Below are 19,015 nucleotides of genomic sequence, written 5' to 3'. Positions count from 1 at the left end.
TCGTCCGACCCGGGGCGCCCTGCAGGTCCGCTCAGTGCCGCACGACCACCGTCTGCCCGAGGCGGTTCACACCCGCGCTCGCGTCCCACGTGCCGGTGTTCGCCGTCTGGATCGCGAAGGCCGGGTTCGCCGCCACCGAGGCCTCCGGCGCGGGCAGGGCGAGTGCGATGCTCCAGCGCCCGTTCGGCACGTCGGCCAGCGACGCCCGGACGGTCACGGTCCGTCCCGGCTGCCAGGACGACGCGTCGGCGGCCACGGGCACGGTCACCCGGCGATCGCCGTCGGTCAGGACGAGCTGCACCGGGCGGCTGTTGTACGGCGCCGCCCAGCCGTCGTTCCGGATCGACACCGCCACCGACGGCTTCGCGCCAGAGGTGGCGGTGCTCGACGTCATCGTGAAGCGGTAGCCGAGCTTCTTCGCGGCGTCGGTCATGCCGTCCGCGCCCCAGGTCGCCAGGACGTCCTTGTTGTAGTCGAGGTTGAGGTAGCTGTAGTGGTACTTCGCCATCTCGGCCGAGGCGGACGGGTACTCGGACCGCGGCGCGTTCACGGCGCAGGTCTCACCACCGACGGGGACGTACCGCGACTCCGCCGCCAGGTAGTCCTGGTCGAGCGACAGCGGGTTGCTCAGGAACGTGCCGAAGTCGTCCGGCGAGGCGAGGAAGCAGTCGTTGTGGTGCCCGATGCGCGACGCTGCCGACCCGTCGTGCGCCTGCTCCGGGGTGAGTGCCCCGGCCGTGCCGGACGGCGTGCGGAGTGCGTCCTGCTTCATCTGCATCGTGCGGACCTGGACCGAGCGGCTGGAGGGCAGGGCGGCGAGTTCGGCCTGCAGGACCTGTCGTCGGGCGTCCTTGTCGGCCTCGGTCAGCACGCCCGGGTTCGCCGGGTCGCTCGCGAAGTGGTCGGTGTAGTAGCCCTCGCCCCACAGCCCGATGAATCCCCCCTGCAGGGTCGGGATGACGTCGGCGTTCCGGCGGAGCGTCGGGGTGAGCTGCTCGATGTGCGCGAGCACGGTCGGCAGGTCGGCGTCACCGTAGGGCGCCGAGTACGGGTACGAGCCACCCTGGACGTACGCGAACCGGGTGATCACACCCACGCCGGCTGCGCGCGCGGTGTCGTAGTCGTGCTGCACGAGCGCGAGCCAGGCCGGGCTGAGTTGCCGCTGCTGGACGAACGCCTCCATGTAGAACACCCGGACGACCTGCGTGACGCCCTCGGCCCGGTAGCCCCGGAGGGTCGCGGCGTCGAGCGGCGTGTACCCGGTGCCGTCGGCGCGGTAGTGCGTCTCGGTGGTGTGGTCGAACCCGCGCGAGGGGTTCGGGATGACCGCGTCGCTCGCCGTGTAGGTCACGGTCGAGGTGGTCGCGGTCCGTGTCGGGTGGTGGCCGGTGGGTGATGCCCACGCGGTGGTCGGTACGGCGAGTGCGAGTGCCGCCGCGAGTGCGACGGTGGTGATGGTGCGGTGCTGCATCGGACGAGCCCCTGTCCTCGGCGCGGACGGTGATCGGCGCCCCCTGGCGCTGCCGTCCTGCGCGAATGTGATCTGAAGGTAGGGCAAACGATCAGAAAACGCCAGTGAATGCGCGAACCGAGCACGGGTAGCGTTGCCTGCATGTCGCCGTCGACCGAGAACCGTCCCCTGAACATCGTCGTCTGGAACGAGAACGTGCACGAGACCCGCGGTGACGCGACGGTCATCGGGCACTACCCCGACGGCATGCACACCGTGATCGCCGAGGCGCTCCGGCAGCTGCAGCCCGGGGCCGACGTCTCCACCGCCACCCTGCAGGAACCCGACCACGGCATCACCGCCGAACGACTGGCCACCACGGACGTGCTGTTCTGGTGGGGCCACGCCGCCCACGACGAGGTGAGCGACGCCGTCGTCGACCTGGTCGTCGACGCCGTGCACGCCGGCATGGGCCTGGTGGTGCTGCACTCCGGCCACTACTCCAAGCCGTTCAAGCGCCTGATGGGCACGACCTGCTCGCTGAAGTGGCGGAACGACGGCGAGCGCGAACTCGTCTGGACCGTCGCGCCCGAGCACCCGATCGCCGCCGGGGTCCCGCATCCGATCGTCATCGACCGGCAGGAGATGTACGGCGAGTACTTCGACATCCCGCGCCCCGACGAAGAGGTGTTCCTGTCGACCTTTGCGGGCGGCGAGGTCTTCCGTTCCGGCGTCGCCTACCGCCGGGGGCTCGGCAAGGTCTTCTACTTCTCGCCCGGCGACCAGGAGTACCCCGTCTACCACCACCCGGACATCCAGCGCGTGCTGTCGAACGCCGCCGCCTGGGCCGCCCCGATGTCCGAGCGCCGCGAGCTGACGGCTGACCCCCACCCACGGGACTGGTTCCTGACGGACGATGGGGGTAGACAGGCCGGGTGACCAACCATCTCGACGGTGCGCACAGGCGCACCGCGGTGATCGAGGCGCTCGCCATCTTGGGATCAGGACCCGAGGAGCGCTTCGACCGCATCACCCGCATGGCCCACGAGGCGTTCGACGTCCCGTTGACCTTCCTCAACCTCGTCCACCACGACCTCGTCACCACGCAGTCGACCTTCGGCTGGCACCAGGGGTCGAGTGTCCCCGCCAGCGAGCAGTTCTGCGCGTCGACGGTGCTCACCCGCGAACCGATGGTGATCCCGGACGCGTCGCTCGACGCCCGGTTCGCGCACACGGCGGCGGTGGCTGAGCACGGCATCCGGTTCTACGCGGGCGCACCGTTGACCATGGTCGACGGCACCCGGGTGGGCACGCTGTGCCTGATGGACGCGGTGCCGCGCACGTTCTCGCCGGACGACGTCGCCCTGCTCGGGGACCTGGCCCGGTGGGCGGAGCGCGAGCTCGGCGTCGCCATCGACCGCGGGCGGGTCCGTCGGGTGCTCGACGGCCTGGTGCCGGACCCGGTCGCGGTGCCGGGGTACGACCTCGACGTCCTGGTGGCCCAGCACGACGACGGCGGGGGTGACGTCGCCGACTGGCGCGTCGCACCGGACGGTGCCCTGCACGTCACCGTCGGCCGGGTGAGCGCGGCCGGCCCGGCGTCGGGCCTGCTCGCCGCGGCGGTCCGCGGTGCCGTGGCAGCACGGACCGGCTCGGCCATGTCGGACGCGATCGTCGGCCTGGAGGCGCAGGTCACCGCCGACCTGTCGGCTGCGGACGCCGTCGGCTCGCTCTTCCACCTGCGGCTCGACCCGACGTCGGGTCACGTCGACTTCGGCGACGCCGGCCACGGCCTCGCCGTGCTCGTCCCCGCCGACGGCCCGGCTCGCGTCCTGCACCCGCTCGACCTGCCGCTCGGGCTGCAACCGGAGTCGATCCCCCGGTCGCCCGGCGCGCTCGACCTGGAACCCGGGGACCGGCTGGCGATCTGCACCCAGGGCGTCCTGTCGCTGGAGGGGCTCCGGCACCTGGACGACCTCGCTGCGCTGGTGCGCTCGGCTCCGGACGGGGCCACCGTGGTCGAAGGGGTGCGCACGGCGGTCCCCACGGACGCCGTGGTCGACGTCACGCTGGTGGTGCTCACGCGACACTGACCGTACGTGCCGCGCCACCCGGTCGTGCGGCGCCACCTGATCGTGCCGCGTGCGTCAGGAGCGGAAGCGGTCCGTCCGCGGGCGCGGGGTGCCGGTCAGCGAGACCACGAGCAGCGTCGCGAGCAGGGCGAACCCGGCGAGCTCGATGCCCAGGCCGGCGAGCTGCCAGTACGCGCTGCCGACGTGCTGCGGCTGCGTGATCGACTCCGGCCACCACGACTGGATGAGTGGGAACGAGCCCGGGAACGGGTCGAGGCCGAACACGACGAGCCCGCCGAGCAGCATCACCACGCCGAGGCCGGCCATCGCCCCACGGGACCGACGGAGCATGTGCACCACGAGGGCCGCACCCATGCCGGCGAGCCCGACGACGGCGATCAGGAACGCGAGCACCACGATGGTCTGCGGCGCGAGCGCGACCCAGTCCAGCACCGCGATCGGCAGCAGCAGCCACCGACCCGTCCGTGCCCAGCGCGCAGGGTTCCGCCATCCGTCCATGGCGACCGACCGTAGGGCACCCGGCCGAACGCCTGCCGAATGCGGCCAGTGGACCCCGGCGGCAGCGAGCGCTGACTACGATCGGACCCCATGGCGCAGGACCGACCGACCCGGCAGCAGCGGTCGCTCGCGACCCGCACGGCGATCATCGAGGGCGCGGCCGCGGAGTTCGACGAACGCGGGTACGTCGGTGCCTCGATGGACGGCATCGCCGAACGCATCGGGATGACCAAGGGTGCGCTGTACTTCCACTTCACGTCGAAGGCCGACATGGCCGGGGCCGTCGTCGCCGAGCAGCACGCGATCTCGCGCCGCTACGGCGAGGCCGCGGTGGCGCGGGGCACCACTCCGCTCGAATCGATCATGTGGCTGTGCCAGGGGCTCGCGGTCCAGATGACGTCCGAGGTCGTCGTGAGCGCCGGGGTGCGCCTGTCGACCGACGTGGCCGCGAGCGACGTCGCCCGGCAGGACCCGTACACCGACTGGACCACGGTGGTCGCCGACTTCGCGCGGCAGGCCGTCGACGCGGGCGAGATCGACCCGCGGTGGGACCCGGACCTGGTCGGCCGGGTCGTCGTCCGCGCCTACACCGGCGTGCAGACCGTCTCGGACGTGATGACCCGCCGGGCCGACCTGTTCGCGGGCCTGCGGGAACTCTGGACGGTCCTGCTGGACGCGTTCGTCACCGAACGGCTGCATCCGGAGATCCCGCGGCTCGTCGCACTCATCGCTCCGGAGTGACGCGGGTCCCCCCAGGGAAACACCCACGTCACCTCGCCTCTGAGACTAGCGAGAAGGGGGTCGCGCCACCGGCCCCAGTTCGCGGGCGTGTGTCCGGCGGCCCACTAGCCTGACGCGGTGCCCACACCCGCTGCCGAGGTCGACGTCGACGTCCCGCTCGTCCGGGCCCTGCTGCACGACCAGCACCCTGACCTGGCCGGGCTCCCGCTCGAGGTCGTCGCGAACGGCTGGGACAACGTCGTGCTGCGTCTGGGCGACGACCTGGCCGTCCGGGTCCCCCGTCGGGAGCTGGCCGCACGGCTCGTCGAACACGAACAGCGCTGGTTGCCGGACATCGCCGCCCGGGTCGGATCGGTCGTCCCGGTGCCGGCCCCGGTGCGCACCGGACGCCCCGCCCTCGGCTACCCGTGGTCGTGGAGCATCGTGCCGTGGTTGCCCGGCACGGCGATCGGTGAACGGGCGGCCGGGGTCCCCGTCGCCGAGGCGCTCGCCGCGTTCGTCGTACTCCTGCACGTCCCGGCCCCGGACGACGCCCCGGCGAACCCGTTCCGTGCGGTGCCGCTCGCGTCGCGGAGCGACGCCGTGCTGACGCGACTCGACGAGCACGGCGTGCACCGGGCCGGAGAGCTGGCCACGCTGTGGCGGACCGCAGCGGCCGCGCCCGCGCACACCGGGCCTCCCGTCTGGGTGCACGGCGACCTGCACCCCTTCAACCTGCTCGTCGACTCGTCGGACGGAGCCGACCGCCTGTCGGCCGTGGTCGACTTCGGGGACGTCACCGCGGGCGACCCGGCCGTCGACCTCGCCACCGCCTGGCTGACGCTCGACGTACCGGGGCGTTCCGTGTTCCGGGCGCGCGTCGCGGCCCCGGACGCCACCTGGCTGCGCGCCCGCGGGTGGGTGGTCGCGCTCGCGTCCGCGCTGGCGACCGCCGACGAACGCGCCTTCCGGAGCGTCGCGCGACGGAGCATCGACGCGGTGCTGGACGACTGAGTCCCCGCGGGGCTATCGTGACCGCACCATCCGTGCACAGCCGATCGGAGGGGCCGCCATGACCCTCGAGCTCCGCGTCCAGCACGACGTCGCCACCGACGCCTCCCCCGCCCCCGTCCGACCCGAGCGACGCGGTCTCCGCGGCCTGCTCGACCGTCTCTCGGACCGCCGCGCCGCCGCCCGCGCGCGACGGGTCGACGACCGGGTCCGCGAACTCGGGGAACTCGTCCACCTGCTCTCCGATGCCCGCGCGGTCGTGGAACGCGGGTAGGTCCAGCACGCCTGGTTCGCCTACCTCGACGAGCACGGCCGCGAGCGCAAGGCCTCCAGTGCCGCCGCGATGGACGTGCAGGGCCGGCCGCTGGTCGGCGCCTGCCTGGTCGGCGCGGTCGTGTCCGCCGCCGGCGGGCCGCACGCGGTGCACGCGCCCCGGGTGCAGCACGCGCTCGACGTCGTGTGGCACGCCCTCGCCCGCGACGAGGGCGAGCCCGTGCTGTGGTGCCCCGCGCCGGACATCCGGATGGGGCGGGTGCGCGACCTGACGAGCTGGAACGACGCCCCGGCACGCACCGGCACCGAGGTCGCCGGGCTGCTGCTGACGGCCGAACGGGTCGCCGTGCAGGAGTCGACGCGCCTGCAGGAGCTCCGGGTGGCACGATCGGGGGCATGAGCGACGTCGAAGCGGTCCCCGAGGTGCACCCCGCGAGCACCAGCACCCTGGCCGCGAGCGGCAACGCCCTGCTGTCGGACGAAGGGGCCACGCGGTACCCCGCCGGTGCGGCGGCGGACGGCGCGGACGCCGCTGCCGCCGACGCCGCGGTGAAGCGGACGCTGCACCGGTACCTGCAGAAGCACCGCGCGGCCCTGCTGGCCAAGCTCGACGGGCTGGCCGAGCGCCAGGCACGCTGGCCCGTGACGCCGACGGGCACGAACGTCCTCGGGCTCGTGAAGCACGTCGCCGGGGTCCAGGCCGGCTACTTCGGCGAGGTGTTCGGGCGGCCGTTGCCGGACCAGCCCGCCTGGCTCGAGTCGGAGGACGGCGAGGACATGTACGCCTCGCTCGACGAGACCATCGCCGACATCGTGGCCTTCCACCACCGGAGTGCCGCCCACGCCGACGCCACGATCGAGGCGCTCGACCTCACCGCCACCGGGACCGTGCCGTGGTGGCCGGAGGGGCACCGGGACGTCACCCTGCACCGGATCCTGGTGCACATGGCGTACGAGACCGCCCGGCACGCGGGTCACGCCGACATCGTGCGCGAGATGCTCGACGGCCTGGCCGGCGACGGCGACGGCAACCTGGCCGACAAGTCCCCGGAGGAATGGGTCCGGTGGCGTGAGCAGCTCGTCGACATCGCGGAGCGAGCGGGGTTGCGCGGCCTGGGCGCATAGCCGAGCAGGCAGACCGATCGTTACCGTTCTCCCAGGCTCGGCGTGGTGAACCACACCTGACCTGGGGTTATTCTCCTCGCAACCGCAAGGGAAACCGTCGTCTCGGTGGGGTTGCGTTGTACAACCGGTCCAGCTGCTGCGTAGCTTTGGCCGAGCTCGTGCCCCGATCTGTGGGCAGTTCAGCCGACCGGAAGGGGAGCGCCCACCCGTGTTCCAGTACGTCGTGGAGCGATGGAACCAGATCTGGTTCGCATCGTGGCAGCACTTCTCACTGGTCGTCCAGTGCGTCGTCCTCGCCACGGTCATCGCCGTGGTGCTCGCCACACTCGTCTACCGCAGCCCGCGCCTGACCGCGTTCGCGAACGGGGTCTCGGCCATCGGCCTGACCCTGCCGTCGTTCGCCGTCATCGGCCTGCTCATCGTCCCGCTCGGCTTCGGTGTCCTGCCGTCGGTCGTGACGGTCGTCTTCTTCGCCGCCCTGCCGATCCTGCGCAACGCGGTCGTCGGTCTCGCCGAGATCCCGCCTGCCGTCGTCGAGTCGGCTCGTGGCATCGGCATGAGCCGGTTCCGCACCCTGCTGCAGGTCGAGCTGCCGATGGCGTGGCCGATCATCCTGAGCGGTGTCCGCGTGGCCGCGCAGATGGTGATGGGCATCGCCGCCATCGCCGCGTACGCGCTCGGCCCCGGGCTCGGCGGCTTCATCTTCTCGGGGCTGTCCCGCCTCGGCGGCGCCAACGCCCTGTTCTCCGTCGTGGTCGGGGTGGTCGGCGTCGTCCTGCTCGCCCTGGTCCTCGACCTGCTCCTCATCGGCCTCGGCCGCCTGACCATCTCGAGAGGTATCCGTGTCCAGCACTGACTCCGCCACCACCACCGCGCCCGACGGGGACGTCACCGGGCGCAGCATCCTGCTCGACGAGGTCACCAAGCGGTACCCCGGGCAGTCGAAGCCCGCCGTCGACGGCATCACGCTCGAGATCCCGGCCGGCAAGATCGTCATGCTCGTCGGCCCGTCCGGCTGCGGCAAGACGACGACCCTCAAGATGATCAACCGTCTGATCGAGCCCACCCAGGGGCGGATCGTCGTCGGCGACGACGACGTCACGGGCATCGACGGCGACGAGCTCCGCCGCCGCATGGGTTACGTGATCCAGGCCGGCGGGCTCTTCCCGCACATGACGGTCGCGGCGAACATCGCGATCGTGCCGAAGATGCTCGGCTGGTCGAAGGAGAAGATCGCGGCGCGCGTCGACGAGCTGCTCGACCTGGTCTCGCTCGACCCCGACACCTACCGCGACCGGTTCCCCCGCGAACTCTCCGGTGGGCAGCAGCAGCGCGTCGGTGTGGCCCGTGCGCTCGCCGCGGACCCGCCCGTCCTGCTCATGGACGAGCCGTTCGGTGCGGTCGACCCGATCACCCGCCAGCGTCTGCAGGACGAGCTCCTGCGCATCCAGGAGGAACTGCACAAGACGATCGTCATCGTCACGCACGACTTCGACGAGGCCGTGAAGCTCGGCGACTGGATCGTCATCTTCACCGAGGGTGCGCACATCGTGCAGTACGACACCCCGGAGCGGATCCTGGCCGAGCCGGCGAACGAGTTCGTCGAGAACTTCATCGGCTCCGGCGCCGGCCTGAAGCAGCTCACGCTGAACCGCGTGCGCGACGTCGAGGTCGAGTCGGCCGTGACGTGCTCGCCCGGCGAAGAGGTCAAGGCCGTGCTGCAGCGGATGAACGAGGCCGGCGGGCACCAGCACGCCGTCGTCGTCGACCACCGCCAGCGCCCGATCGGGTGGCCGTCGCGCCGCCAGCTCGAGCGCCTCGACCGCATCCCCGACGGCGTCGAGCCCGGCCTGCCCGTCGTGGGCGAGGCCGCGACCCTCAACGACGCGCTCGACACCATGCTCGTCTCGAGCGCCGGCGCCGCGCTCGTCACCGGTCGTCGTGACGCGTTCCGCGGGGTCATCACCGTCGAGACCGTGATGGAGGCGATCACCCGCTCCCGCGCGACCGCCGCAGGCGACCAGGCCTACACGCCGGTCGGCACGAACACGAACCCGATCGAGACCATGCCGTCGTCACCGGTGTCGGCCATGCCCACCGGAGAAGACCTGTGAGCGCAGTCGCCGCTGCCGGCCCCGCCACCGGTGCACGCACCTCGTGGAAGGGCCTGCTGTTCCAGCCGATCGCGATCCTGGTCGTCCTGGCCGGCTTCGCGGTGTGGCTCGCGACGGCGGACCTGACCCCGACGGAGCGCACGACGCTCAACCCGGCGGACATCCTGGCCCTGACCGGTCAGCACCTCGTGCTGACCCTGCAGTCGACGGTCCTGGTGCTCGTGATCGGCATCCCGCTGGGCGTCGTGCTCACCCGCGGGCCGCTGCGCCGGGCGAGCCCGTACGTGCTCGCCGTCGCGAACTTCGGGCAGGCGGCACCGGCCGTCGGCCTCATCGTGCTGCTCGCCGCCTGGCTCGGCCTGAACAGCTCGTCCGCCGTCATCGCGCTCGTGCTCTACGCGATCCTGCCGGTGCTCCGGAACACCATGATCGGCGTGCAGAGCGTCGACGACCGCCTGGTCGAGGCCGGTCGCGGCATGGGCATGAGCGCCTTCAGCGTGCTGATGCGCGTCGAACTGCCGCTCGCGGTGCCCGTGATGCTCTCGGGCATCCGCACCGCCCTCGTGCTGCTCGTCGGCACGGCGAGCCTGGCGACCTTCGTCGGTGCGGGCGGACTCGGTCTGCTCATCACGACGGGCGTGACGCTGTTCCTGCCGAAGGTGCTCGTCTCGGGGGCCCTGCTCGTCGCCCTGCTCGCCCTCTCCATCGACTGGCTCGGCCGCGTGGTCGAGACGGTCGCACGACCGAAGGGACTCCGATGACCCGCCGCACCCGCAGCACCCGCCGCACCCGCACCCGGGTCGGAGCCGCCGCGTTCGTCGCCGGTGCCACCGCCCTCGTCCTGACCGGGTGCGGCCTGCAGCCCGCCACGTCGTTCGTGCCCGAGGCCGGCGCCGGCTCCATCCAGCGCATCGACGACCTGCCGGCCGGCGCCCACATCACCGTGACGTCGAAGAACTTCACCGAGCAGCTCGTGCTCGGCAAGATCGCCGTGCTCGCCGCCAAGGCCGCCGGGTTCGACGTCACCGACGAGACGAACGTGCCCGGCAGCGTCGCGGTCCGTGAGCTGATGACCTCGCACGCGGCCGACTTCACGTACGAGTACACCGGCACCGCCTGGCTGACCTTCATGGGTCACACGAAGGGGATCCCGGACAAGACCGAGCAGTGGACGGCGGTGAAGAAGGAGGACGCCGGCAACGGGCTGACCTGGCTCGAGCCGGCGCCGATGAACAACACCTACGCGTTCGCCGTCCGCAACGAGGCCGTCAAGGAGCTCGGGGACGTCAAGACGCTCTCCGACATCACGAAGCTGCCGGTCGACCAGCGCACGTTCTGCGTGGAGTCGGAGTTCAACTCCCGTGCCGACGGCTTCAAGCCGATGCTCAAGAAGTACGGCTTGGAGCTCGGCGGTTCGGGGTCGAACGGTGTGCCGAGCAGCAACGTCAGCATCCTCGACACCGGCACGGTCTACACGGCCACCGACCGGGGCAAGTGCAACTTCGGTGAGGTCTTCACCACCGACGGCCGCATCAAGTCGCTCGGGCTGACGGTGCTCGAGGACGACAAGGGGTTCTTCCCGGCGTACAACGTCGCGCCCGTCATCGACTCGAAGACACTCAAGGAGTACCCGCAGCTCGAGGGGATCTACGACCAGATCTCACCGAAGCTCACGGACGCGGTGCTGCAGGAGCTGAACCGTCAGGTCGACGTCGAGGGGCGTGAGCCAGCCGACGTCGCCTTCGACTGGATGGTGAAGGAGGGCTTCATCACGAAGCCCTGACCGTTCTCGACGTGCCCACCGACGGACGGGAGGCGCGGTGCCAGCTGGCACCACGCCTCCCGTCCGTTCGTGGTCGCGTCTCAGGCCGCGGCGATGCGCGCAGCCGTGTCGCGGATCGACGCGACCACCGCGGCCCGCACCTGCTCCGGGTCGGAACCCTCGTGCCGAGCGGCACTGCGCAGGCCCGTCATGCACATGCCGAGCAGCATCTCGGCCGCCTGCGGTGTCGCGGCCTCGGGGCCCCAGGCCGGGTCGCGCTCGAGGATCGTGCGCACCGCGCCGGTCATCGCCTCGGCGACCGTGGTCATCCGCGCGACCTGCCGACGCATCAGCTGCGGGAACCGCACGATGACGGCCTTGCGCTCGAGCCGCTCGTGCTCGTCGCCGAACGACGACCCGAACACCAGGAACGCCAGGTCCACCACGGCCTGCGCCGCCGGCTCCCCCGCGACGGCGGCCAGGTGCGCCTCGAGGGTGGCGGGTTCGAGGTCGAGCTCGGTGTGCCCGAGGACCGCGTCCTCCTTGCTCTCGAAGTAGTTGAAGAACGTCCGCGGGGAGACGTCGGCCCGCGCGGCGATCTGCTCGATCGTGGTGCCGTCGACGCCCTGCTCGAGGGCCAGGGACCGAGCCGCCTCGGCGATGCGGTTGCGGGTCTCGATGCGCTTGCGGTCACGGAGACCGAGTTCTGACGGCGTCGCGGAGTCGGGCATGGCCCGACTGTAACCGGAACGTCACATGATCTACAGCAAACGCAAACTTGCAGTCGTGCATCGGACACTACGGTGAACCCATGACCACTCCCGTGCTCGAGGCCCGTGACCTCGCCAGGACCTACGGCCGCGGCGCGACGCGGTTCGACGCGCTCAAGGGGGTGTCGCTGGCGGTGCACCAGGGCGAGAGCCTGGCGATCGTCGGCAAGTCCGGCTCCGGCAAGTCGACGCTGATGCACCTGCTCGCACTGCTCGACAAGCCGTCGGCCGGACAGGTGCTGCTCGACGGCACCGACGCGGCGACGCTCGGTGCCCGCCAGGTCAACCGCACCCGGAACAGCACCTTCGGGTTCGTGTTCCAGCAGTTCTTCCTGACGCCGAAGACCTCGGTGCTCGACAACGTCGTGCTCCCGCTCAAGATCGCCGGCGTCTCCGGAGCCGAGCGGAAGCGCCGGGGCATGGCGGCGCTCGACGCCCTCGGGCTGGCCGACAAGGCCAAGAACGACGCCAACGACCTGTCCGGCGGCCAGAAGCAGCGCGTGGTCATCGCCCGGGCGCTGGTCGGCGAGCCGAGCGTGATCTTCGCCGACGAGCCGACCGGCAACCTCGACACGAACACCGGGCAGGTGGTCGAGGACATGCTGTTCGGGCTGCAGCGCGAGCGGGGGATCACGCTCGTCGTGGTCACGCACGACGAAGAGCTCGCCGCGCGCTGCGACCGCAGCGTCAACGTCCGCGACGGCCTGATCGTCGGCGGACCCGACGACGCGGTCGACGCGTCTGCCACGCACGGAAGGCACTCCGCATGAACTTCCTCGACCTCCTGCGCACCGCGGTCTCGAACACCTTCCGCTCGAAGCTGCGCACGACCCTGACCGTCATCGCGATCTTCATCGGCGCCTTCACGATCACGCTCACCTCGGCCATCGGCACGGGCGTCAGCAACTACATCGACAGCCAGGTCTCCTCGATCGGCGACACCGGTTCGCTGACCATCACGAAGGCGGTCGACAGCACCTCGACCGACAGCGGCCCGGCGAAGTACGACCCCGAGGCGTCCGGTCAGAGCGTCGACCGCGGGCCCGCGTCGTTCTCGTACCTGTCGCAGTCCGACGTCGACGCGATCGAGAAGACGGACGGCATCAAGAGCCTCCGCCCCGCGATCGCCCTCGCACCGAAGTACGCCGAGTACGACGACCAGGGCAAGTACGTCGTGTCGCTCACGGCCAACGCCGGCGAGCTCGACGCCGACCTGGCGAGCGGCAAGCAGCTCGACGACGAGACCGACGCCAACCAGGTGATGCTGCCGACCGACTACCTGAAGAACATGGGTCTCGGCAGTGCCTCGGCCGCCGTCGGCAAGGAGCTCACGATCGCCGTCGACGACTACCAGGGCAAGGAGCACACGCTCACCGCCACCGTCGTCGGGGTGCAGAACGAGTCGCTGTTCGGCAGCGGTGCCGGGGCGAACGCCGCACTGACCGACGCCATGCAGGCCGCGCAGGAGATCGGCAAGCCCGACTCGATCGCGACGTCCTATGCCAGCGCCACCGCGACGCTCGACGCCGACGCCTCCGTCACCACGGTCAAGAAGTCCCTGGCCGACGACGGGTTCCTCGGCCAGACCATCCAGGACCAGCTCGGCCAGTTCCAGACCGTCATCAGCGGCATCGTCGGGGTCCTGAACGCCTTCGCCGTGATCGCGCTCGTCGCCGCCGGCTTCGGCATCATCAACACCCTGCTCATGAGCGTGCAGGAGCGCACGCGCGAGATCGGCCTGATGAAGGCGATGGGCATGGGTGGCGGCAAGGTCTACACGCTGTTCTCGCTCGAGGCGGTGTTCATCGGGTTCCTCGGCAGCGCCATCGGCGCCGGGGTCGCGATCCTGCTCGGCACCGGGATCTCGAACGTCCTGGCGGGCACGCTCCTCAAGGACCTGCCGGGGCTGCAGATCATGCAGTTCGCGCCGGGGTCCGTCGCCACGATCATCCTCGTCGTGATGTTCATCGCGTTCCTGGCGGGCACCCTGCCGGCACGACGAGCCGCACGGCAGAACCCGATCGAGGCGCTCCGGTACGAGTGACAGGCAGGGCTGCCTAGTGTCGGGGCGGTGACGACGTTCGGACGCGACCTCGGTGACGGCTACACGCTGACGCTGCGCGACCTGACGACGGTCGACCAGGTGCTCGCACTCGTGCACGCCAACACCGATCGTCTGCGGGCCGCCGAGCCCTGGGCCTGGGACCCCCAGACCCGCGAGGCCATCGCCCTGCACACCGAGCGGCTGCTCGGCCAGTTCGCGATGGACCGCGCGCTGCCCTGCGTCATCCGCGCGGACGACCGCATCGTCGGGGTGGCCTCGCTGACGTTCGACCCGTACCTGGGCCAGGCATCGCTCGGCTACTGGGTGGACGCCGGACAGGAGGGCCGTGGTGTCGTCCGGCGCGCGGCCACCGTGCTGATCGGGGTCGCCCGGGCGCGCGGGTCCGCACGGATGGAGATCCGGACGGCGGTCGACAACGCGCGGAGCCGGGGGCTCGCCGAGCGGCTCGGCTTCGTGCACGAGGGCACCCTGCGCGGGGCGCTGCCCCTCGGGCCCGAGCGTGTCGACGTGGCGGTGTACGGCCTGCTGCTCTGACGCCCGTCGCCGTCGTGCAGGCCGACCGACACCGGTCGCCGGTATCGTCGGAGCATGGCCTTGTTCGGACGACGCAACCACGACGTGCGCGATCGACCCATCAGCCAGGTCGAACTGAAGCGGGCGGTCGACGAGGGCTTCCTCATCGCGAAGGCCGCCGTCACCATCGCGGTGGCCAACCGCATCATCACGAACGCCCTGCGTGACCAGGGGTACTTCGACCACGCGCTCATCGCCGAGGCCACGCGCGAGGAACTCCACCGCATGGCCGAGGAACAGCGGGGCGACGCCGCACGCATGCGGGAGATCCGCTCCACCTCGAGCAAGCAGAAGGGCCGTTCCCGCCACCAGCACGACTACCGGCGGGGCGACGACCTGAAGCTCCGGATGCGCGAGGCCACGTACGAGCAGCTCGCCACCATGCTCGACAAGCGGCGCGACGACCAGCACTTCGTCGACGGGATCGTGCTCGCCGCGCGGGCCCGCGCCTGGGACGACATCGGCACCACCGTCGTCGGACGCCTCGGGTGGGCCCAGCGCCCGGCGGACGACTACGAGATCGGCCGTGACGACCGGCTGCAGCAGATGCTCGACGAGGACTTCGCCGAGTTGCTCGCTGAGCACCCCGTCGGATCGACCCCGGTCGACGCCGACGAACCCGACGACGCCGACGGTGACCAGGACGAGTCGGACCCGGCTGATCCCGACACCTCGCGCACCTGACCGACACCACACGCAGTCACGAGTCCCTAGGCTCGGTGCATGGTTGATGCGGTGGTCGTCGGAGCGGGACCGAACGGGCTCGCGGCAGCGGTGACGCTCGCACGCGCCGGACTGTCGGTCGAGGTCGTCGAACGGAACGACACGATCGGCGGCGGCGCCCGCACGGCCGAGCTCACCCTGCCCGGCTTCCTGCACGACGTCTGCTCCGCCGTGCACCCGATGGCCCTGCAGTCCGAGTTCTTCCGGCTGTTCCGGATGGAGGAGCGCATCGAACTCCGCCTGCCCGAGGTGCAGTACGGCCACCCGCTCGACGGCGGCCGCGCCGGCATCGCCTACCAGGACCTCGACCGCACCGCCGCCGAGCTCGGGGTGGACGGGCCGGCCTTCAAGCAGCTGATGGCCCCGCTGGCGGAGAACGCCGACCAGGTCGCCGACTTCGCGACTGACGCGCTGCTGCACGTGCCGCGGCACCCCCTGACGGTCCTGCGCTTCGGCCTGCGGGCGCTCGAGCAGGGCACCGCCGCGTGGAACCTGCGCTTCCGCGGCGAGGCCGCCCCGGCGATGGTGTCCGGCGTCGCCGCGCACTCGATCCAGCACCTGCCGTCCCTGTCCACCGCGGCGGCTGCCCTGTCGCTCGGCTCGTACGCGCACGCCCGCGGCTGGCCGGTGCCGATCGGTGGCAGCCAGGCGATCGTGGACGCGCTCGCCGCGGACCTCGTCGCGCACGGCGGCCGCATCGTCACCGGGCAGGAGGTCCGGTCGCTCGGTGACCTCACCCCGGCGAAGGCGGTGCTGTTCGACACCAGCGTGCCGGGCATGCTCCGGATCGCGGGCAAGCAGATCCCGACCCCGAAGCGCGGTGCACTTCGACGCTTCCGGTTCGGCAACGCCGCGGCGAAGGTCGACTTCGCGCTGTCCGACCCGGTGCCGTGGACCAACGAGTCGCTGCGGAAGGCCGGGACCGTGCACATCGGCGGGACCCGCCAGGAGATCGCGGAGGCCGAACGTGCCGTCGCGAACGGGCAGCACGCCGAGCGCCCGTACGTGCTCGGTGCGGAGCCGACCGTGGTGGACCCGACCCGCGCCCCGAAGGGCAAGCACGTCTTCTGGGCCTACGCGCACGTCCCCGCGGGGTCGGATGTCGACCCGACCGAGGCCGTCACCCGCCAGATCGAGCGGTTCGCGCCGGGGTTCCGCGACACGATCCTGTCGTCGGGCTCCCGCACCGCCGTGCAGATGGGCGAGTACAACCCGAACTACGTCGGTGGCGACATCGCCGCCGGTGCCGCGAGCTTCTGGCAGCTCGTCAAGCGCCCCGTCCTGTCCAGCGACCCGTGGCGGATGGGCGGCGGCATGTACCTGTGCTCCGAGTCCTCCGCGCCCGGCCCCGGCGTGCACGGCATGGCCGGGTGGCACGCGGCGAAGAGCGCACTCCGGCACACCTTCGGCCTGCCGGAGGACGTCGACCTCACCCCGGAAGGCTGATCACCATGGCGAAGAACGTCCGCATCCTGCACTGCCGCCCCGAAGCCGTCTTCGACGTGCTCGGCGACGGGTGGCTCTACACGACCTGGGTGGTCGGGGCCTCGCGCATGCGCAAGGAGGAGTCCGGCTGGCCGCAGGTCGGTACCCACCTGCACCACTCGTTCGGCGCGTGGCCGATCGTCATCAACGACGTCACGACGTCGCTGGTGTGGGAGCCGCCGCACCGCATGGTCATCCAGCCGAAGGGCTGGCCCATCGGCGAGGCCCGCGTCGAGCTGACCGTCGAACCGCACCGGCACGGCAGCAAGGTCACGATCACCGAGAACGCGGTGGACGGGCCGGGTTCGTACGTGCCCGACTTCCTCATGCAGCCGCTCATCTGGATCCGCAACCGCGAGACCCTCCGCCGCCTCGAGTGGGTGGCCGTCGGGCGTGCGGCGAACGCCTGAGACGTCCCACGAGACGGACGGGAGGCCCGTGGCGGCGCCGCCCCGGGCCTCCCGTCCGCCCTGTGGGCGCGTCGACTACTCGGCGCGCGAGAACTCGCTGGCCCGCGCCACCTGGTCGTCGGTCAGGGCGACGCCCGTGTACCGCTCGAACTGGCGCGCCGCCTGCAGGGCGATGACCTCGGCGCCGGTGATGACGTGCTTGCCGGCGTCCCGGCCTGCCCGTACGAGCGGAGTCTCCGACGGGAACGCGACCACGTCGAAGACGGTGTGCGCCGCCTCGATCCGTTCCGGCGCGAAGGCGAGTGCGTCCTGCTGGTCGCCGCGCATGCCGAGCGGGGTGACGTTGACGACCAGGTCGGTCTCCCCCGCTTCCCGCTCGTCGGCGACCCACTCGTAGCCGTACTGCGACGCCAGGGCCGGTCCGGTCCGCTCGTTGCGGGCGACGACCGTCAGCCGGTCGAAGCCGGCGCCGCGGAACGCCGCCGTGACGGCCTTGGCCATGCCGCCCGAGCCGCGGAGCAGCACCCGCGAGGCCGGGTCGACCTGGTGCGACCCGAGCAGGGCGGCGATCGCCTCGTAGTCGGTGTTCGACGCGGTGAGCACGCCGTCGTCGTTCACGACCGTGTTGACCGACTGGATCGCGGCGGCGGAGTCCTCGATGTGGTCGACCAGCGGGATGATCGCCTCCTTGAAGGGCATCGACACCGAGCAACCGCGGATCCCGAGCGCACGGATGCCGGCGACGGCGCCGGGCAGATCGGTCGTGGTGAACGCCTTGTACAGGAAGTTGAGGCCGAGCTCGTCGTACAGGAAGTTGTGGAACCGGGTGCCGATGTTGCTCGGGCGCGCGGCCAGCGACATGCAGACCTGCATGTCCTTGTTCAGGATGGGCATGCCCCCAGTCTCGCACCCTCTCCCTTTCGCGTTCTCGCAGGGATGGAGCGGTCCACGCAGACCGGGTGCGGCGCGCCGGGGTAGCGTCGGTGCCGATGACTGAGATCCCGGAGACCATGCGCGCTGTCCGCTTCGACGAGTGGGGTGACCGATCGGTCCTGCACGTCGCCGAGGTGCCCGTTCCCGAGGTGACGCCCGGGCGGGTGCTCGTCCGCGTCCGCGCCGCAGGCATCAACCCCGGTGAGTCGGCCATCCGCCAGGGTGCGTTCGGCGGCGACCTGCCGTCCGGGCAGGGCACCGACTTCGCCGGCATCGTGGTGGCCGTCGGGGCCGAGGTGGACGGCGTCGACGAGGGCGAAGAGGTCATCGGCTGGTCGTGGGACCGCGCCAGCCAGGCCGAGTACGTCTGCGTGCCGGCCGTCCAGGTCGTCCAGAAGCCACGCCTGCTCGACTGGACCGTGGCGGGTGGCCTCGACGTCATCGCGACCACCGCGGCCGCAGCCGTGCGTGCGGTCGACCCGCGTCCGGGCGAGACCGTCGTCGTGTCCGGCGCCGCCGGTGGGGTCGGTGGCTTCGTCACCCAGCTGCTCGCGAACGAGGGCATCGACGTCATCGCCGTCGCCTCCGAGGCGAACCACGAGTGGCTCCGTTCCAAGCGTGCACGGCCGGTCGCGTACGGCGACGGCCTGCAGGAGCGCATCACCGAACTCGCGACGAACGGCATCGACGCCGTGATCGACACCCACGGTGCCGAGTACGTCCGGCTCGGCATCGCCCTCGGGGTGCCGGTCGACCGCATCGAGACGATCATCGCGTTCGACGAGGCCGCCGAGGTCGGGGCGAAGGCCTCGGGCAGCGCGGACACCGCCGACCCGGAGATCCTCGGGGCGCTCGCCCTCGAGGTGGCGAACGGCGCCATCGAGGTGCCGATCGCCGCGACCTACCCGCTCGATCGTGTGCAGGACGCTTTCGAGGAGCTCGAGCAGGGCCACACCCGCGGCAAGATCGTCCTCATCCCCTGATCCCGGGGCCGCTCAGGGCCGGTCCGG

Annotated in this window: 21 protein-coding genes and 1 pseudogene; 18 read left to right on the top strand and 4 right to left on the bottom strand. The window is 71.5% G+C overall.

From position 1 onward, the window contains the following. Positions 1 to 31 precede the first annotated feature (31 nt). On the bottom strand, positions 32 to 1,471 hold the full coding sequence (locus DEJ08_RS17670) for a DUF4832 domain-containing protein (protein WP_111053658.1): 1,440 nt from the start codon (positions 1,469 to 1,471) through the stop codon (positions 32 to 34). A gap of 141 nt (positions 1,472 to 1,612) precedes the next feature. Here DEJ08_RS17670 and DEJ08_RS17665 point away from each other — a divergent pair, with 141 nt between their 5' ends. After that, entirely contained in the window at positions 1,613 to 2,389 is a 777-nt protein-coding gene (locus tag DEJ08_RS17665; RefSeq protein WP_258366973.1) for a ThuA domain-containing protein, read from the top strand. Beyond that, positions 2,386 to 3,543: a GAF domain-containing protein gene (locus DEJ08_RS17660; RefSeq protein WP_111053659.1), complete on the top strand. Its 1,158-nt coding sequence runs from the start codon at positions 2,386 to 2,388 to the stop codon at positions 3,541 to 3,543. The genes DEJ08_RS17665 and DEJ08_RS17660 overlap by 4 nt, the downstream gene beginning before the upstream one ends. Positions 3,544 to 3,597: 54 nt before the next feature. Here the strand turns inward: DEJ08_RS17660 and DEJ08_RS17655 are convergent, their stop codons facing one another. Continuing rightward, positions 3,598 to 4,041 carry a disulfide bond formation protein B gene (locus DEJ08_RS17655; protein WP_111053660.1) on the bottom strand — a complete coding sequence of 148 codons (444 nt, stop codon included), beginning with the start codon at positions 4,039 to 4,041 and terminating at the stop codon, positions 3,598 to 3,600. Positions 4,042 to 4,131: 90 nt separating this feature from the next. On the opposite strand from DEJ08_RS17655, the gene DEJ08_RS17650 reads away from it, so the two are divergent. The 9 genes and pseudogenes from DEJ08_RS17650 to DEJ08_RS17610 all read left to right on the top strand — a co-directional run bounded on the left by DEJ08_RS17650 (position 4,132) and on the right by DEJ08_RS17610 (position 11,067). Then, positions 4,132 to 4,782 (top strand): ScbR family autoregulator-binding transcription factor, encoded by a 651-nt coding sequence (locus tag DEJ08_RS17650; protein ID WP_111053661.1) that lies wholly within the window; start codon positions 4,132 to 4,134, stop codon positions 4,780 to 4,782. A 117-nt stretch (positions 4,783 to 4,899) separates the two neighbouring features. Further along, complete coding sequence (locus DEJ08_RS17645) at positions 4,900 to 5,775, top strand: aminoglycoside phosphotransferase family protein (RefSeq protein ID WP_111053662.1); 876 nt, start codon at positions 4,900 to 4,902, stop codon at positions 5,773 to 5,775. A gap of 58 nt (positions 5,776 to 5,833) precedes the next feature. Continuing rightward, positions 5,834 to 6,046, top strand: a complete 213-nt coding sequence (locus DEJ08_RS17640; protein ID WP_111053663.1) for a hypothetical protein — start codon at positions 5,834 to 5,836, stop codon at positions 6,044 to 6,046. A 30-nt stretch (positions 6,047 to 6,076) separates the two neighbouring features. Further along, positions 6,077 to 6,445: pseudogene (locus DEJ08_RS17635) on the top strand (DUF6197 family protein); the annotation flags it as partial. Next, positions 6,442 to 7,170: a DinB family protein gene (locus DEJ08_RS17630; RefSeq protein WP_111053665.1), complete on the top strand. Its 729-nt coding sequence runs from the start codon at positions 6,442 to 6,444 to the stop codon at positions 7,168 to 7,170. The pseudogene DEJ08_RS17635 and the gene DEJ08_RS17630, both read left to right, overlap by 4 nt. 208 nt (positions 7,171 to 7,378) lie before the next feature. Further along, complete coding sequence (locus tag DEJ08_RS17625) at positions 7,379 to 8,026, top strand: ABC transporter permease (RefSeq protein WP_071245638.1); 648 nt, start codon at positions 7,379 to 7,381, stop codon at positions 8,024 to 8,026. Continuing rightward, the gene (locus DEJ08_RS17620) at positions 8,013 to 9,284 is read left to right on the top strand and encodes an ABC transporter ATP-binding protein (protein ID WP_017887899.1); all 1,272 of its coding nucleotides are present in this window, start codon (positions 8,013 to 8,015) and stop codon (positions 9,282 to 9,284) included. The genes DEJ08_RS17625 and DEJ08_RS17620 overlap by 14 nt, the downstream gene beginning before the upstream one ends. Further along, complete coding sequence (locus tag DEJ08_RS17615; RefSeq protein ID WP_111053666.1) at positions 9,281 to 10,045, top strand: ABC transporter permease; 765 nt, start codon at positions 9,281 to 9,283, stop codon at positions 10,043 to 10,045. The genes DEJ08_RS17620 and DEJ08_RS17615 overlap by 4 nt, the downstream gene beginning before the upstream one ends. Then, entirely contained in the window at positions 10,042 to 11,067 is a 1,026-nt protein-coding gene (locus tag DEJ08_RS17610) for a glycine betaine ABC transporter substrate-binding protein (protein ID WP_071406245.1), read from the top strand. Before DEJ08_RS17615 ends, DEJ08_RS17610 begins: the two co-directional genes overlap by 4 nt. An 80-nt stretch (positions 11,068 to 11,147) precedes the next feature. Here the strand turns inward: DEJ08_RS17610 and DEJ08_RS17605 are convergent, their stop codons facing one another. Further along, positions 11,148 to 11,777 carry a TetR/AcrR family transcriptional regulator gene (locus DEJ08_RS17605; RefSeq protein ID WP_111038413.1) on the bottom strand — a complete coding sequence of 210 codons (630 nt, stop codon included), beginning with the start codon at positions 11,775 to 11,777 and terminating at the stop codon, positions 11,148 to 11,150. A gap of 80 nt (positions 11,778 to 11,857) precedes the next feature. Between DEJ08_RS17605 and DEJ08_RS17600 the strand changes: the two genes are divergently transcribed. Genes DEJ08_RS17600 through DEJ08_RS17575 form a run of 6 tightly spaced genes read left to right on the top strand, consistent with a single transcriptional unit; the run spans position 11,858 to position 17,072 of the window. Further along, a complete protein-coding gene (locus DEJ08_RS17600) occupies positions 11,858 to 12,586 on the top strand; it encodes an ABC transporter ATP-binding protein (RefSeq protein WP_031260145.1) in 729 nt (242 codons plus the stop codon). Continuing rightward, on the top strand, positions 12,583 to 13,860 hold the full coding sequence (locus DEJ08_RS17595; protein WP_111053667.1) for an ABC transporter permease: 1,278 nt from the start codon (positions 12,583 to 12,585) through the stop codon (positions 13,858 to 13,860). Before DEJ08_RS17600 ends, DEJ08_RS17595 begins: the two co-directional genes overlap by 4 nt. A 27-nt stretch (positions 13,861 to 13,887) precedes the next feature. Then, the gene (locus DEJ08_RS17590) at positions 13,888 to 14,415 is read left to right on the top strand and encodes a GNAT family N-acetyltransferase (protein WP_181438899.1); all 528 of its coding nucleotides are present in this window, start codon (positions 13,888 to 13,890) and stop codon (positions 14,413 to 14,415) included. Between the two features lie 54 nt (positions 14,416 to 14,469). After that, positions 14,470 to 15,138, top strand: a complete 669-nt coding sequence (locus DEJ08_RS17585) for a hypothetical protein (protein WP_111028900.1) — start codon at positions 14,470 to 14,472, stop codon at positions 15,136 to 15,138. A 39-nt stretch (positions 15,139 to 15,177) separates the two neighbouring features. Further along, complete coding sequence (locus DEJ08_RS17580; RefSeq protein ID WP_111053669.1) at positions 15,178 to 16,623, top strand: phytoene desaturase family protein; 1,446 nt, start codon at positions 15,178 to 15,180, stop codon at positions 16,621 to 16,623. A gap of 5 nt (positions 16,624 to 16,628) precedes the next feature. Then, the gene (locus tag DEJ08_RS17575; RefSeq protein ID WP_111053670.1) at positions 16,629 to 17,072 is read left to right on the top strand and encodes an SRPBCC family protein; all 444 of its coding nucleotides are present in this window, start codon (positions 16,629 to 16,631) and stop codon (positions 17,070 to 17,072) included. Positions 17,073 to 17,147: 75 nt separating this feature from the next. Here DEJ08_RS17575 and DEJ08_RS17570 read toward each other — a convergent pair whose 3' ends face one another. Then, positions 17,148 to 17,966 carry a shikimate 5-dehydrogenase gene (locus DEJ08_RS17570; protein WP_111053671.1) on the bottom strand — a complete coding sequence of 273 codons (819 nt, stop codon included), beginning with the start codon at positions 17,964 to 17,966 and terminating at the stop codon, positions 17,148 to 17,150. A 95-nt stretch (positions 17,967 to 18,061) separates the two neighbouring features. Here DEJ08_RS17570 and DEJ08_RS17565 point away from each other — a divergent pair, with 95 nt between their 5' ends. Then, the gene (locus DEJ08_RS17565; protein WP_258366974.1) at positions 18,062 to 18,988 is read left to right on the top strand and encodes an NADP-dependent oxidoreductase; all 927 of its coding nucleotides are present in this window, start codon (positions 18,062 to 18,064) and stop codon (positions 18,986 to 18,988) included. Positions 18,989 to 19,015: the final 27 nt, after the last annotated feature.

This window comes from Curtobacterium sp. MCLR17_054 (genome assembly GCF_003234335.2).
Lineage (GTDB): Bacteria > Actinomycetota > Actinomycetes > Actinomycetales > Microbacteriaceae > Curtobacterium > Curtobacterium flaccumfaciens.
This window is presented reverse-complemented; position numbering and strand designations above follow the sequence as displayed.

Bases quoted from the DNA above. Each gene is read 5' to 3' on its own strand.
- DEJ08_RS17650 (WP_111053661.1), top strand. From the start codon at position 4,132: ATGGCGCAGGACCGACCGACCCGGCAGCAGCGGTCGCTCGCGACCCGC.
- DEJ08_RS17610 (WP_071406245.1), top strand. From the start codon at position 10,042: ATGACCCGCCGCACCCGCAGCACCCGCCGCACCCGCACCCGGGTCGGA.
- DEJ08_RS17670 (WP_111053658.1), bottom strand. From the start codon at position 1,471: ATGCAGCACCGCACCATCACCACCGTCGCACTCGCGGCGGCACTCGCA.
- DEJ08_RS17575 (WP_111053670.1), top strand. From the start codon at position 16,629: ATGGCGAAGAACGTCCGCATCCTGCACTGCCGCCCCGAAGCCGTCTTC.
- DEJ08_RS17570 (WP_111053671.1), bottom strand. From the start codon at position 17,966: ATGCCCATCCTGAACAAGGACATGCAGGTCTGCATGTCGCTGGCCGCG.
- DEJ08_RS17655 (WP_111053660.1), bottom strand. From the start codon at position 4,041: ATGGACGGATGGCGGAACCCTGCGCGCTGGGCACGGACGGGTCGGTGG.
- DEJ08_RS17665 (WP_258366973.1), top strand. From the start codon at position 1,613: ATGTCGCCGTCGACCGAGAACCGTCCCCTGAACATCGTCGTCTGGAAC.
- DEJ08_RS17580 (WP_111053669.1), top strand. From the start codon at position 15,178: ATGGTTGATGCGGTGGTCGTCGGAGCGGGACCGAACGGGCTCGCGGCA.
- DEJ08_RS17585 (WP_111028900.1), top strand. From the start codon at position 14,470: ATGGCCTTGTTCGGACGACGCAACCACGACGTGCGCGATCGACCCATC.
- DEJ08_RS17595 (WP_111053667.1), top strand. From the start codon at position 12,583: ATGAACTTCCTCGACCTCCTGCGCACCGCGGTCTCGAACACCTTCCGC.
- DEJ08_RS17605 (WP_111038413.1), bottom strand. From the start codon at position 11,777: ATGCCCGACTCCGCGACGCCGTCAGAACTCGGTCTCCGTGACCGCAAG.
- DEJ08_RS17600 (WP_031260145.1), top strand. From the start codon at position 11,858: ATGACCACTCCCGTGCTCGAGGCCCGTGACCTCGCCAGGACCTACGGC.
- DEJ08_RS17630 (WP_111053665.1), top strand. From the start codon at position 6,442: ATGAGCGACGTCGAAGCGGTCCCCGAGGTGCACCCCGCGAGCACCAGC.
- DEJ08_RS17640 (WP_111053663.1), top strand. From the start codon at position 5,834: ATGACCCTCGAGCTCCGCGTCCAGCACGACGTCGCCACCGACGCCTCC.
- DEJ08_RS17565 (WP_258366974.1), top strand. From the start codon at position 18,062: ATGACTGAGATCCCGGAGACCATGCGCGCTGTCCGCTTCGACGAGTGG.